The organism is Massilia sp. UYP11, assembly GCF_050434805.1.
In the GTDB taxonomy this organism is placed as follows: domain Bacteria; phylum Pseudomonadota; class Gammaproteobacteria; order Burkholderiales; family Burkholderiaceae_D; genus Telluria.
Genome location: NZ_JBNDJE010000010.1, coordinates 78,223 through 91,149, shown reverse-complemented (window position 1 = coordinate 91,149; position 12,927 = coordinate 78,223). Strand labels below are relative to the sequence as shown.

Annotated in this window: 10 protein-coding genes, 3 tRNA genes and 1 pseudogene; 9 read left to right on the top strand and 5 right to left on the bottom strand. The window is 66.6% G+C overall.

The window, feature by feature from the left end; genetic code table 11:
* The first annotated feature begins 38 nt into the window (after positions 1-38).
* The 7 genes from ABIB38_RS15080 (at position 39) to tssA (ending at position 7,461) form a co-directional block, all read left to right on the top strand.
* Positions 39-614 carry a tetratricopeptide repeat protein gene (locus ABIB38_RS15080; RefSeq protein WP_429205040.1) on the top strand — a complete coding sequence of 192 codons (576 nt, stop codon included), beginning with the start codon at positions 39-41 and terminating at the stop codon, positions 612-614.
* 26 nt (positions 615-640) lie between these two features.
* Positions 641-1,156, top strand: coding sequence for a type VI secretion system contractile sheath small subunit (tssB, locus tag ABIB38_RS15075; RefSeq protein ID WP_429205039.1), 516 nt, complete (start codon positions 641-643; stop codon positions 1,154-1,156).
* Position 1,157: 1 nt separating this feature from the next.
* The gene (gene tssC / locus ABIB38_RS15070; RefSeq protein ID WP_429205038.1) at positions 1,158-2,660 is read left to right on the top strand and encodes a type VI secretion system contractile sheath large subunit; all 1,503 of its coding nucleotides are present in this window, start codon (positions 1,158-1,160) and stop codon (positions 2,658-2,660) included.
* 33 nt (positions 2,661-2,693) lie between these two features.
* The gene (locus ABIB38_RS15065) at positions 2,694-3,185 is read left to right on the top strand and encodes an Hcp family type VI secretion system effector (protein WP_429205036.1); all 492 of its coding nucleotides are present in this window, start codon (positions 2,694-2,696) and stop codon (positions 3,183-3,185) included.
* A 94-nt stretch (positions 3,186-3,279) separates the two neighbouring features.
* Positions 3,280-3,750 carry a type VI secretion system baseplate subunit TssE gene (gene tssE, locus ABIB38_RS15060; RefSeq protein WP_429205034.1) on the top strand — a complete coding sequence of 157 codons (471 nt, stop codon included), beginning with the start codon at positions 3,280-3,282 and terminating at the stop codon, positions 3,748-3,750.
* A gap of 38 nt (positions 3,751-3,788) precedes the next feature.
* Positions 3,789-6,461, top strand: a complete 2,673-nt coding sequence (gene tssH, locus ABIB38_RS15055) for a type VI secretion system ATPase TssH (RefSeq protein WP_429205032.1) — start codon at positions 3,789-3,791, stop codon at positions 6,459-6,461.
* A gap of 10 nt (positions 6,462-6,471) precedes the next feature.
* Positions 6,472-7,461, top strand: coding sequence for a type VI secretion system protein TssA (gene tssA / locus ABIB38_RS15050; protein ID WP_429205031.1), 990 nt, complete (start codon positions 6,472-6,474; stop codon positions 7,459-7,461).
* Positions 7,462-7,685: 224 nt separating this feature from the next.
* On the opposite strand, the gene ABIB38_RS15045 is transcribed toward tssA, so the two are convergent.
* On the bottom strand, positions 7,686-8,264 hold the full coding sequence (locus ABIB38_RS15045; RefSeq protein WP_429205029.1) for a phasin family protein: 579 nt from the start codon (positions 8,262-8,264) through the stop codon (positions 7,686-7,688).
* Positions 8,265-8,345: 81 nt separating this feature from the next.
* Complete coding sequence (locus ABIB38_RS15040) at positions 8,346-8,552, bottom strand: hypothetical protein (RefSeq protein WP_429205027.1); 207 nt, start codon at positions 8,550-8,552, stop codon at positions 8,346-8,348.
* Between the two features lie 110 nt (positions 8,553-8,662).
* Here ABIB38_RS15040 and cueR point away from each other — a divergent pair, with 110 nt between their 5' ends.
* Entirely contained in the window at positions 8,663-9,070 is a 408-nt protein-coding gene (gene cueR / locus ABIB38_RS15035; RefSeq protein WP_429205026.1) for a Cu(I)-responsive transcriptional regulator, read from the top strand.
* Between the two features lie 91 nt (positions 9,071-9,161).
* Here cueR and ABIB38_RS15030 read toward each other — a convergent pair.
* The 3 genes from ABIB38_RS15030 to ABIB38_RS15020 form a co-directional block, all read right to left on the bottom strand.
* Positions 9,162-9,246 (bottom strand) — tRNA-Leu (locus ABIB38_RS15030).
* A 29-nt stretch (positions 9,247-9,275) separates the two neighbouring features.
* Positions 9,276-9,360: transfer RNA gene (locus tag ABIB38_RS15025), tRNA-Leu, on the bottom strand.
* A 70-nt stretch (positions 9,361-9,430) separates the two neighbouring features.
* Positions 9,431-9,515: transfer RNA gene (locus ABIB38_RS15020), tRNA-Leu, on the bottom strand.
* 350 nt (positions 9,516-9,865) lie between these two features.
* Here ABIB38_RS15020 and rnr point away from each other — a divergent pair.
* Positions 9,866-12,091, top strand: a pseudogene (rnr, locus tag ABIB38_RS15015) (ribonuclease R); the annotation flags it as partial.
* Between the last annotated feature and the right edge of the window lie 836 nt (positions 12,092-12,927).

Sequence of the window (12,927 nt, the reverse complement as noted above, 5' to 3'; positions counted from 1 at the left end):
GAATAATGGGGGCTTGTTCACCCACTGGAGAGACGAGCATGATCCGCAAACGCCTGTTACCCCTGCTGCTCGGGGTCGCCGCCCTGGCCGGGTGCGCCACCGATGGCACGGGCACCGCCGCCAAGCGCGCCGCCGTGTCCGAGAACATCTATGCCGAAGCCGATGCCGCCCTCGCGGCCGGGCAGGGCGAGAAGGCGGTCAGCCTGCTCAAGGCGGCCAGCGTGGCGCATCCAGTCGACAAGAAGCCCTGGGTGCGCATGGCCCAGATCCGTTTCGACGCCGCCCAGTACGGCGACGCCATCAGCAGCGCGCAGGAAGCGCTGGCGCGCGATCCCGACGACACGCTGGCCTACAGCATCCTGGCCGTCAGCGGCCTGCGTGTGGCCAGCAAGGCGCTGGCGGACCTGACGCGCAAGAACAATCTGCAGGGTTCGGTGCGCAGCGAAGCGCAAGACCTGGCCAAGCTGCTGCGCACCAGCCTGGGCGAAGAGGTGCTGGTCACGCCCCGTCCCGCCGCGCGTGCGGCGACCCGCAGGACCCCGAGCCAGCCAGCGGTGGCGGCCCCGCCGCGTCCGGCGGCCGCCAGCGGCAGTCCGTTCGACGTATTGAAGTAACCCCATCATTGCCCACTGGAGTCGACATGGCCAAGAGCGAAAGCGTTCAGAAGCGCTTGCAGAAGGTGCGCGCGCCGCGCGTGCAGATGACCTATGACGTCGAGATCGGCGACGCGATCGAGAACAAGGAGCTGCCCTTCGTGGTCGGCGTGGTCGGCGACTTCGGCGTCGACCCGGGGGCCGAGAAGAAGCGCCTCAAGGACCGCAAGTTCGTCAATGTCGATGCCGGCAATTTCGACGAGGTGCTGGGCGCCGTCGCGCCCGTCGCCACCTTCAAGGTCGACAACCACCTGTCGCCGGAGGGCGGCCAGTTCGGGGTGCAGCTGCAGTTTCGCGAGATGGACGACTTCCGGCCCGAGTCGGTGGTGCGCCAGGTGGCGCCGCTGGCTGGCCTGCTCGAAGCGCGCACCAAGCTGGCCGACCTGCGCAACAAGCTGGCCGGCAACGACAAGCTCGAGGACATCCTGACCGAGGTGCTGAGCAACACCGAACGGCTCGACGGCCTGCGCAAGTCGCGCCCCGATGACGAAAGGGGAGAGTGAGATGGCGGCGGTATTCGAATCCACCCAGGCCACGGCGGGCGCGGCGCACGGCGCGCCGGAACTGGACGCCTCGCTGCTGGACCAGATTGTCGAAGAAAGCCGCGTGGCGGCGTCGAGCAGCGAGCACGAACGCGCGCGCGACCTGATCTCGGAGCTGGTGAGCCAGGTGATGCAGGGGACGATGGTGATCTCGTCCAACCTGTCGGCCACCATCGATGCGCGCCTGGCGGAACTGGACCGCATGATTTCCGACCAGCTGTCGAGCATCATGCATGCGCCCGAATTCCAGAAGCTCGAACGCAGCTGGACCGGCCTGCACTACCTGGTCAAGAACAGCACCACGAGCGCCAACCTGCAGATCCGCATGCTCAATGCCAGCAAGCGCGAGCTGGTGAAGGACTTCCAGTCGGCCATGGAGTTCGACCAGAGCACGATGTTCAAGAAGATCTACGAAGAAGAATTCGGCACCTTCGGCGGCGCGCCGTACGGCGCCCTGATCGGCGACTTCGAGATCTCGCGCCAGCCCGAGGACATCTACTTCCTCGAGCAGATGTCGCACGTGGCCGCGGCCAGCCATGCGCCGTTCATCACTTCGAGCAGCCCCGAGCTGTTCGGCGTCGAGAGTTTCGGCGACCTGGGCAAGCCGCGCGACCTGGCCAAGGTGTTCGACACCGTCGAATACGCCAAGTGGAAGGCGTTCAGGGAATCCGAGGATGCGCGCTACGTCGGCCTGTGCCTGCCGCGCTTCCTGGGGCGGTTGCCATACCACCCGGCCGACGGCATGACGACCGAGGGCTTCAACTACGTCGAGGACGTGGATGGCAGCGACCACTCCAGATACCTGTGGTGCAACGCGGCCTATGCCTTCGGCGCGCGCCTGACGCGCGCGTTTGAAGATTATGGCTGGTGCGCCGCGATCCGCGGCGTCGAGGGCGGCGGCCTGGTCGAGAACCTGCCGACCCATACCTTCAAGACCGACGAGGGAGAAGTGGCGCTGAAGTGCCCGACCGAAGTCGCGATCACCGACCGCCGCGAAAAGGAACTGTCGGACCTCGGCTTCATCTCGCTGGTCCACTGCAAGAACACCTCGTACGCGGCGTTCTTCGGCGCCCAGTCGGCGCAGAAGGCGCGCAAGTACAACAACGAGGCGGCCAATGCCAATGCCGTGCTGTCGTCGCAGCTGCAGTACATCTTCGCCGTCTCGCGCATCGCCCACTACATGAAGTCCATGATGCGCGACAAGATCGGCAGCTTCGCCGCCGCGTCGAACGTCGAGGATTACCTGAACCGCTGGCTGACGCAATACGTCCTGCTCGACGATAACGCGAGCCAGGACCAGAAGGCGCAATTCCCGCTGCGCGAAGCCAGCGTGCAGGTGTCCGAGGTGCCGGGCCGCCCCGGCGTGTACCGCGCCGTGTCCTTCCTGCGGCCGCACTTCCAGCTCGACGAACTCTCCGTTTCGCTCCGTTTGGTCGCGGAGTTGCCGCAGTCGACCAAAAGCTAGCACCTTTAATCTTTCACTAACTTGGAGTAGAACATGGCAATTGACGTGTACCTGCAGATCGACGGGATCAAGGGCGAATCGATGGACGACAAGCACAAGGACTGGATCGAGTGCACCTCGGTGTCGTGGGGCGTGACCCAGCCGCGTTCGGCCACCGCGTCCACCGGCGGCGGCCACACGGCCGAGCGCTGCGAGCACCAGGAGATCGCGCTGACCAAGCTGGCCGACCTGTCGTCGCCGATCCTGCTGCAGACCTGCTCGGCCGGCAAGACGATCCCGAAAGCCAAGCTGGAATTCATGCGCGCCGACGGCCAGGGCGAGCGCATCAAGTATTTCGAGATCGAGCTCGAGAACGTGCTGATCGGCGGCATCAGCCCCAGCGTGTCCGAAGGCAGCATCATCCAGGAGCAGGTCGGCCTGAAGTTCTCGAAGATCAAGTGGAAGTACACCCAGCAGAAGGTCACCGGCGGCGCCGGCGGCAACACTTCCGGCGGCTGGGACCTGGCGGCCAACAAGGTCGCCTGAACGGCGCCGCCGTTCTCGCCCGCGCGGCGGCCACGCCGGCCGCCGCCGCATTGCCATTCGCTTTACCGCGCATCCGCCATCCCCGGGAGGCACCATGAAAGGCTTCACGCCGGGCCTGCTCGACCGCCTGATGGTCGACGACGGCGCGACCGGCGCCGCGCTGGGCGTCGAGCAGCTCAAGGATAGCGTCGCGCGCGACCTGGAAGCGCTGCTCAATACCCGCATCGCGCTGGACGTCACCCGTCTCGAGGGCTATCCGGCGGCGCGCGCCTCGATCCTGCACTACGGCCTGATCGACTTCGCCGGTTTCTGCCTGACCAGCAGCGTCGACCGCGCCGCCGTCTGCGCCAGCATCGAGGACGCGATCGCCACCCACGAGCCGCGCCTGGTTGACGCGCGCGCCGTGCTCGAGCCCGCGGCGGGCGACGTCAACCGCCTGCATTTCGCGATCCATGCCCGCCTGGCGGTCGACGGCCTGCTCGAGCCGGTCAACTTCAATGCGGTGCTGCAGCCGTCCTCGCTGCACTACGAGATCAACCGAAGCGCCCGGCCGCCCAAGGGCTGAAGGCGGCGCCACCACGCCACTACGATAAGGGAGCCACGATGGACATCAACCTCAAGACGCTCATCTCCAAGCTGAACGACACCACCCGCCTAGCCGCCACCCGCGCCGCCAGCATCTGCATGGGGCTGGGCCAGTACGAGGTCGAGGTCGAGCATCTGTTCCTGGGCCTGATCGAGCAGCCGGGCAGCGACCTGGCGGCGATCGCGCGCCAGTGCGACATCAGCCTGACCGGCCTGGAAGCCGACCTGCGGCGCGAAGTGGGGCGCTTCGCCACCGGCAGCGCACGCACGCCCGTGTTCTCGCGCCACCTGCCGCTGCTGCTCGAGCATGCCTGGCTGATCGCCTCGCTGACGATTGGAGAAAACCCCGGCCGGCCGAACCGGATCCGCAGCAGCCACCTGTTGCTGGCGCTGCTGACCGAGCCGTCGCTGGCGCAGCTGGCGCAGCGTGCCTCGCCGCTGTTCGCACGCTTCCCGCTCGACCGCCTGAAGCACGACCTGGAGCGGCTGACGCGCGGCTCCAGCGAGGCGAGCGCGCTCGAGGTAGAGGAAACGGGGGGCGCGGGGCCGGACGCCGCCTCCGAACTGAGCCAGGCCGCCGCCCGCGCCACGCCGGCCCTCGACCAGTACACCACCTGCCTGACCGGGCGCGCGCGCGACGGCAAGGTCGACCCGGTGATCGGGCGCGACATGGAAATCCGCCAGGCGATCGACATCCTCATGCGGCGGCGCCAGAACAACCCGATCCTCACCGGCGAGGCCGGCGTCGGCAAGACCGCCGTGGTCGAGGGCCTGGCGCTGCGCATCGCCCAGGACGACGTGCCGGACGTGTTGAAGGGCGTCGAGATCCACACGCTCGACATGGGCCTGCTCCAGGCCGGGGCCAGCGTGAAGGGCGAGTTCGAGAACCGCCTCAAGAATGTGATCGAGGAAGTGAAAAAGAGTCCTCATGCGATCATCCTGTTCATCGACGAGGCCCACACGATGATCGGCGCCGGTGGCGCGGCTGGCCAGAACGACGCCGCCAACCTGCTCAAACCGGCGCTGGCGCGCGGCGAGCTGCGCACGATCGCGGCCACGACCTGGGGCGAATACAAGAAGTATTTCGAGAAGGACGCCGCGCTGGCGCGCCGCTTCCAGGTGGTCAAGGTCGAGGAGCCGGACGAGGACACGGCGGCGGCCATGCTGCGCGCCATGGCGCCGCTGATGGAGCGGCACTTCGGCGTGCGTGTCTACGACGACGCCATTACCGAGGCGGTGCGCCTGTCGCACCGCTACATCAGCGGCCGCCAGCTGCCGGACAAGGCGATCAGCGTGCTGGACACCGCGTGCGCCAAGGTGGCGCTGGGTCAAAGCGCCACCCCGGCGCTACTGGAAGACTGCGTGCGCCGCATCGAACGGCTGGACGCCCGCATCAGCGCCCTGAACCGCGACGCCAGCGCAGGCGCCAACCACGCCGAGGTGCTGGCGGCACTGGGCCAGCAGCGCGCCAGCGCCGCGGCCGAGCAGGAGATGCTGCAGCGCCGGTGGGAAGAAGAGCAGGCGCTGGCCAACCAGATCGGCAAGCTGCGCGCCGAGCTGGAGGCTTCCGGCAGCCGGGACGAGAACGGTGGCGCGAAGGAGTTGCGCGCGTTGAACCACGCCTTGCGCAGCCTGCAGGGCGAAGCCCCGCTGGTGCCGGTGCAGGTCGACGGCCACACGGTGGCCGAGATCGTCGCCGCCTGGACCGGCATCCCGCTGGGGCGCATGGTCAAGGACGAGATCCGCACCGTGGTCAACCTGAAGGCCATGCTCGACGAGCGCATCCTCGGCCAGGGCCATGCCAGCCATGTGGTAGCCCAGCGCGTGCGCACCGCGCGCGCCAACCTGATGGATCCCAACAAGCCGAAGGGCGTGTTCCTGTTCGTCGGCACCTCGGGCGTGGGCAAGACCGAGACCGCGCTGGCGCTGGCCGACATCCTGTACGGCGGCGAACGCAAGCTCATCACGATCAATATGAGCGAATACCAGGAAGCGCACAGCGTCTCCGGCCTGAAAGGTTCGCCGCCGGGCTACGTCGGCTACGGCGAGGGCGGGGTGCTGACCGAGGCGGTGCGGCGCAATCCCTACAGCGTGGTGCTGCTCGACGAGGCCGAGAAGGCGCACCCGGACGTGCTCGAGATGTTCTTCCAGGTGTTCGACAAGGGCGTGATGGACGACGCCGAAGGACGCCAGATCGACTTTCGCAACACGATCATCATCCTGACCTCGAACGCCGGCTCGAGCCAGCTGATGGCGGCGTGCCTGAACAAGGCTTCGAACGAGCTGCCCACGCCCGAGCAGCTGTCCGAGCTGCTGCGGCCGGCGCTGATGAAGCACTTCAAGCCGGCCTTCCTGGGCCGCCTGGCGGTGGTGCCGTTCTACCCGATCGGCGACCAGGTGCTGGCCAACATCATCCGTCTCAAGCTGGCGCGCATCGGCGAACGCGTGCTGGACAACCACAAGGCGAAATTCGAATACGACGACGCGCTGGTGGAGGCGGTCCTGCAGCGCTGCACCGAGGTCGACTCCGGCGCGCGCAATGTCGACAACGTCCTGAACGGCACCTTGCTGCCGGAGATCGCCGACAACGTGCTGGCGCGCATGGCCGAAGGCGGCGGCATCGCCCGCGTGAAGGTCGGCGCCACCAAGGCCGGTAAGTTCAAGTACCTGATCGAACCGAGAGAAGCCTGAGGAGGGCGCCATGCTGGACATCGATGCGTTGCTGGCGCCGATCGCGCCGGAGAATCCCTGCGGCGACGACCTGGCGTTTTCGCCCGAGGTCGACGAGATCGCGCGCGCGCGCCTGGCCGACGATCCTTCGCTGGAGCAGGGCGCCTGGGTCACGGCGCTCAAGGAAGCCGACTGGAAGCTGGTCGGCAAGCGCTGCACCGGCTTGCTGCAGACCCGTAGCAAGGACTTGCAACTGGCCGTGTGGCTGGTCGAGGCGAATGCGAAGACCGGCGGCATGCGCGGCCTGGCCGAGGGCCTGGATCTGGTGGCGGCGCTGTGCGAGCGTTACTGGGACGGGCTGCACCCGCAGGCCGACGAGGATGGCTTCGAGCGCCGCATCGGCAACCTGGCCTGGCTGGCGGGCCGCATCGCGCCGCTGGTCAAGACGATGCCGCTGGCCGAGAACGGCGTGCTGACCCTGCAGGCCTGGGAAGTCGCGCGCGCGAAGGGGCCGGACGCCGTGGCCGAACTGGAGACGGCGCGCGCGCGCAGCAAGGTCCCCTTCGTGCAGGCGCTGCTGGCCGATTGCGAAGCCTGCCGGGACGCGTTGCAGGCGCTGGAACGGGTGGTCGATGGCCAGCTCGGCGCCGATGGGCCGGGCTATAGCGTCGGGCGCGCCGCGCTGGACGACGTCGCGGACCTGCTCGGACCGGTAGCGATGGCGGGCACGGCGCCGGCGCTGCCCGAAACGGTGGCGACCGGCGGCGCAGTCGCGCCGCTCGCGCCGCCGCTGCGGATCGACGGGCAGCTGGCGCACCGCGACCAGGCGCTGGCCCAGCTGCGCCAGGTGGCCGAATTCTTCCGCCGCACCGAGCCGCACAGCCCGGTGGCCTACCTGGCCGAGAAAGCCGCGCGTTGGGGCGAGCAGCCGCTGCACGCGTGGCTGCGCTCGGTGATCAAGGATGACGCCTCGCTGGCGCGGCTGGAAGACTTGCTGGGGATCGAAGATCCGGCGCCGTGACGCTGATACCGTCAAGTCAAGCTGGCTGAGCTAGCCGTCAACTACGTCGTCCCCGCGCAGGCGGGGACCCAAGTTCTGCAAACGTCGTCGAAACGCTTGCAAGACTGGGTCCCCACCTTCGCAGGAACGACGGTTTTACGCTGACTTTTTACGCCAACTCAGGAAGACTTTCGCCTTACCTTGACGTCATTGGCGCCGTGACGCAGGACGTCCACGGGGGGCGCTTACTCCTGCCCGGCCTTGTCGGTCTTGGCGGCGCCCGGCGTCACGATCGCGCTGGCGCGCTCGAACTGCGCTTCCACGGTCTGGACCGCCTGGCGGGTGGCCTGGGTCACCTGCTCGTAGCCCTTGAAGGCATTCTCGATCGCGGCCTTGATGATGTCGACCGCGTTTTCCGAGCCCGGCTTGACGTTCTGGGTGACGTCATAGATCAGCGCCGACAGCGTGTTCTTCGCTTCGGCCACGTGGGCGTCGGCGGCGCCGCGGAACTCATCGTGCATCTCGTCGATGATGACCTTGAGCTGGGCCGCGTATTCGGCGGCGTTGGTGACGCCGGCGGCCGGCTGCATGCGCGCGGCCAGCGCGTCGAAGGCGGCTTTCGGATTGCCGGCCTGGGTGGCTTCGGCCATGCTGCGGCCGGCGGCCATCGTGCTGTCGACCGAGTTCTTCGCGGCGTTCAGGTTGAGGGCGACGACCTGCTCGACGCCCTTGACGGTCTTGCCGGCCAGGGCGTTGAAGGTCTGCATCTGCAGGTCGAACAAGGTTTTTGTGGCGTTTGCGAACTGCTCCGGGCTGGTGAACATGGTCGTCTCCTCAGTGGCTGCTCTGTTATGGTATGAAATGGGGCGGCGAAGTTTGTCGAAACTGCGCGCCTTCCGCTTTCATTATTTAACAACAATGAGTTTTTCGCAACGCATGTCCCGATAGGGACCGTTTGATTTTTCCCAGCCTTCGCCCAGCGGGGTCTGGGAACAGGCCAGTTCGCCGGTGAGCTTGCTGCGCCATTGGTAATAGGGCGCCGGCCCGGCCAGGGCGTAAGACAGGATGAGGACGAGTGCCAGCCCGAGGGCCGCGGGTCGGAGAATCTGCATGGGTCCATGCTCGGACGTTCGCGGCTGCAAGTCAAGCGCGGCTTGAGCTTACTACCATGGGAAGGTGTATGCTTGGCGCTGGAAAAGTCGGGAAACACCGGGAGCACACCATGCAGCAACCGCAAGCATTGACCATCGGCGACGCCGCGCGTGCGTCGAGCGTGTCGGCGAAAATGATCCGCCATTACGAATCGATCGGCCTGCTGAAAGCGCCGCGCCGCACCGAGGCCGGATATCGCCTGTACAGCGAACAGGACGTGCGGACGCTGCAATTCATCCACCGCGGCCGCGCGCTCGGGTTTTCTCTGGACCAGATCAGGGATTTGCTGGCGCTGTGGGAAGACAAGCACCGGGCCAGCGCCGACGTGCGCGCGATGGCGCTGGCGCATATCGCCGAGCTGGATCGCAAGATCGCCGAGATGGAAGCGATGCGCAGGACGCTGGAAAGCCTTGCCGCATCCTGCCATGGCGACGCGCGTTCGGAATGCCCGATCCTGGACGACCTGGCGGCGCGATGAAAAGAGGGCGCATAACGCAAAACGCCGTAGTCCTCATGAGAAGGCTACGGCGTTTTGCGGGACCAGAAGTCCGGTAAAACAAGGTAGATGTTGGTGCCCACGGAGGGACTCGAACCCCCACACCTCGCGGCACATGGACCTGAACCATGCGCGTCTACCAATTCCGCCACGTGGGCACTGAAACAACCTCACAACCAGAAAACGTTGGTGCCCACGGAGGGACTCGAACCCCCACACCTCGCGGCACATGGACCTGAACCATGCGCGTCTACCAATTCCGCCACGTGGGCGTTTTCTGTACTGCCTGAACTGCCGACACTGCTTTTACTTCCGCGTCGGCGGGAAACCCGCCAACCCTACTGGTGCCCACGGAGGGACTCGAACCCCCACACCTCGCGGCACATGGACCTGAACCATGCGCGTCTACCAATTCCGCCACGTGGGCACTGCAAATCAACTCTGCTACAATAGCAGGCTTTGTCATTTTCCGCTAGATCAACATTTCCAGATCGTCACGCAAAAGGCACCGCTTGCCACTGCCGCATTCTTCGCTTCGTCGTTGCCGCCGTTGCTGAAGAGAGCGAGATTATAGCGGATGATTTTCAATAGTCAAAGACCCACGACGAAGTTCTGATCGGGGCAACCGCCAAACGTCGCGCAGCACTCGCAGCACGCCGCGTTAGGCGAATCGGATGGACCTCCGTTACACTACGCCTGTCAAGGTGTCAATCAAGCATGACGCCGCCTTTTATTCATGAGCGGCGCTATTACTGGCCAAGAGAAAAAAGAACCGATTTGAAGCAACCTACCCATACCATTCCAAGCCGCGAGGAAATCCTCGCAGTCTTCCGTGACGCCACCGATCCGCTCGATGCGGCCGGCCTGGCACGTGCCCTCGAGGTCAAGCCCGCCGCCCAGGAAGTCCTGGGCCGCCGCCTGAACGCCATGGAGCGTGACGGCCAGATCCGCTCCGATCGGGGCGGCGCCTATATGCTGGCCGACCATTCCGCCTTTGTGGCGGGCAAGGTCGCCGCGCATCGGGACGGCTTTGGATTCGTGATTCCGGACGAGCCAGGTCCCGACCTGTTCCTGTCCGACCGCGAGATGCAGAAAGTGCTGCACGGCGACCGCGTGATGGTGCGCGTGACCGGCACCGATCGCCGCGGTCGTCCAGAAGGCGCGATCGTCGAAGTGGTCCAGCGCGCCAATACCCACCTCATCGGGCGCTTGCTCAATGAGGGCGGCGTATGGATCGTCTCGCCCGAAGACCAACGCATCGCCCAGGACGTCCTGGTATCCGGTTCGCCGGGCAAGGCGCGCGCCGGGCAAGTGGTCAGCGTCGAGCTGATCGAGCAGCCGGGCCGCTTCCAGAAGCCGACCGGCCGCATCGTCGAAGTGCTCGGCGAACTGGACGATCCGGGCATGGAAATCGAGATTGCCGTGCGCAAGTTCGGCGTGCCGCACGTGTTCTCGCCGCCGGCGCTCAAGCAGGCCGCGCGCCTGCCGAACGAAGTCGTGAACGCCGACCTGGCGGACCGCGTCGACCTGCGCGACGTGCCGCTGGTGACCATCGATGGCGAGGATGCGCGCGACTTCGACGACGCGGTCTATTGCGAGCCGGTCAAGATCGATGGCGTGAAAGGCTACCGCCTGCTGGTCGCGATCGCCGACGTCAGCCACTACGTCAAGCCGAACGACGCGCTCGACGTGGACGCCATCGAGCGCAGCACCTCGGTGTACTTCCCGCGCCGCGTGATTCCGATGCTGCCCGAGAAGCTGTCCAACGGCCTGTGTTCGCTGAACCCGCAGGTGGACCGCTGCACCCTGGTGTGCGACATGGTCGTCACCGAGGACGGCGAAGTCACGGCTTACCAGTTCTACCCGGCCGTGATGCACTCGGCGGCGCGCCTGACCTATAACCAGGTGGCCGACATCCTGGCCAGCACCGACGGCGAGGAAGCGCAGAAGCGTCCGGCGATCGTCCCGCACCTGCAGAACCTGAACGGGGTGTTCCGCGCGCTGCTCAAGGCGCGCCAGGAGCGCGGTGCGATCGATTTCGAAACCACCGAAACCTATATCGTTTGCAATCCGCTGGGCAAGATCGAGAAGATCATCCCACGCACCCGCAACGACGCGCACCGCCTGATCGAGGAGTGCATGCTGGCCGCCAACGTGTGCGCCGCCGACTTCCTGCTGCGCCACAAACACCCGGGCACGTTCCGCGTGCACGCCGTGCCGACCGAGGAAAAGCTGAACCAGCTGCGTACCTTCCTCAAGCAGGTGGGACTGAACCTGGGCGGCGGCAACAAGCCGAGCGCGCGCGACTATGCCGCGGTGATGCAGGAAATCCGCGAGCGTCCCGACGCGACGCTGCTGCAGACCATGCTGCTGCGCTCGATGCAGCAGGCGGTCTACAGCCCGGACAACGTCGGCCACTTTGGCCTGGCCTATGAGGCCTATGCCCACTTCACCAGCCCAATTCGGCGCTACCCCGATTTGCTGACCCACCGGGCCATCAAGGCGCTCCTGCAGGGCAAGCGCTACGAGCCGAAGGGCATCGAGCTTGGCAAGCTGAACACGACGCAGTCGAACTCGGCGCGCAAGCAGGCCGCCAAGGACAAGGCCGAAGGCAAGCCGCAGAAGAGCGAAAAGGACCTGACGGTCTGGGACGCGCTCGGCGTGCACTGTTCGGCCAACGAGCGCCGTGCCGACGAAGCCTCGCGCGACGTCGAAAACTGGCTCAAGTGCTTCTTCATGCAGGACAAGATCGGCGAAGAGTTCACCGGCACGGTCGCCGGCGTCACCACCTTCGGCATCTTCGTGCAGCTCGACGAGCTGTTCGTCGAGGGTTTGGTGCACATCACCGAGCTGGGCGCCGATTACTTCCAGTACGACGAAGCGCGCCATGAGCTGCGCGGCGAGCGCACCGGCCAGCGCTACCAGCTGACCGACCGGGTCACCGTGCGGGTAGCGCGGGTCGACCTCGAATCGCGCAAGATCGACCTGACCCTGGCGTCGGCGCCGGTCGCGCTCGAAGCGCGCGAGGGTGCGGGCCGCAACAGGCAGGGCCGCAATGAAGAGCGCAACGAAGGCCGCAACGAAGGCCGCAAGGAAGGTCGTAACGGCGGCAAGCGCTCGCGTGGCGGCCGTAACCGGGGACCGAAGCCGGACGCGCCGAGCATGCTCGAAGCGCCAGTGCCAGCGACGCCGCTCGAACGCGCTCGCCAGGTAGCCCAGGAAGCGATGGAAGTGCCGACCAAGGCGCCGAAATCGCGCAAGGCGCGGGCGAGGGCCAGGGCGGACGAGCGTGCGAATGCAGCGGCTGCAGCGCCGGCGCCTGTGCCGAAGGCGGATACCGTTCCGGCGCCAGTGCCGAAGGCGGATCCTGCGCCGGCGCCAGCGCCCGCGCCGGTTGCGCCGAAGCCGGTCGAGGCGCCCGTGATCGCAGCGCCACCGGCGCGCAAGCCGCGCGCCGCGAAGGCCGCTGCCGAGCCAGTCGTCGAGGCTGCACCGGTGGTTGCACCGGTCAAAGCCAGGAAAGCAGCCGCCAAGGCCGCGCCGGTGACCGAGGCCGTCGAGGCGGCGCCGGTCAAGCCGACAGCGAAGAAAGCGGCTGCACCGCGCAAGGCAGCCGCCAAGGCGGTCGCCGAGCCGGAAGCGCCGAAGCCAGCCAAGGCGCCTGCGAAGAAGGCCGCAGCCAAGGCGCCTGCGAAGAAGGCCGCAGCCAAGGCGCCTGCGAAGAAGGCCGCAGCCAAGACAGCCACGAAGACTGCAACGAAGACTGCAACGAAGACTGCAGCTAAAACTGCAACGAAAACTGCAGCCAAGGCCGCACCGAAAGCAGCATCCAAAACCAG

Coding starts and splice junctions, on each gene's coding strand:
- ABIB38_RS15080 (WP_429205040.1), top strand. CDS start 39: ATGATCCGCAAACGCCTGTTACCCCTGCTGCTCGGGGTCGCCGCCCTG.
- tssB (WP_429205039.1), top strand. CDS start 641: ATGGCCAAGAGCGAAAGCGTTCAGAAGCGCTTGCAGAAGGTGCGCGCG.
- ABIB38_RS15045 (WP_429205029.1), bottom strand. CDS start 8,264: ATGTTCACCAGCCCGGAGCAGTTCGCAAACGCCACAAAAACCTTGTTC.
- tssH (WP_429205032.1), top strand. CDS start 3,789: ATGGACATCAACCTCAAGACGCTCATCTCCAAGCTGAACGACACCACC.
- tssE (WP_429205034.1), top strand. CDS start 3,280: ATGAAAGGCTTCACGCCGGGCCTGCTCGACCGCCTGATGGTCGACGAC.
- ABIB38_RS15065 (WP_429205036.1), top strand. CDS start 2,694: ATGGCAATTGACGTGTACCTGCAGATCGACGGGATCAAGGGCGAATCG.
- tssA (WP_429205031.1), top strand. CDS start 6,472: ATGCTGGACATCGATGCGTTGCTGGCGCCGATCGCGCCGGAGAATCCC.
- tssC (WP_429205038.1), top strand. CDS start 1,158: ATGGCGGCGGTATTCGAATCCACCCAGGCCACGGCGGGCGCGGCGCAC.
- cueR (WP_429205026.1), top strand. CDS start 8,663: ATGCAGCAACCGCAAGCATTGACCATCGGCGACGCCGCGCGTGCGTCG.
- ABIB38_RS15040 (WP_429205027.1), bottom strand. CDS start 8,552: ATGCAGATTCTCCGACCCGCGGCCCTCGGGCTGGCACTCGTCCTCATC.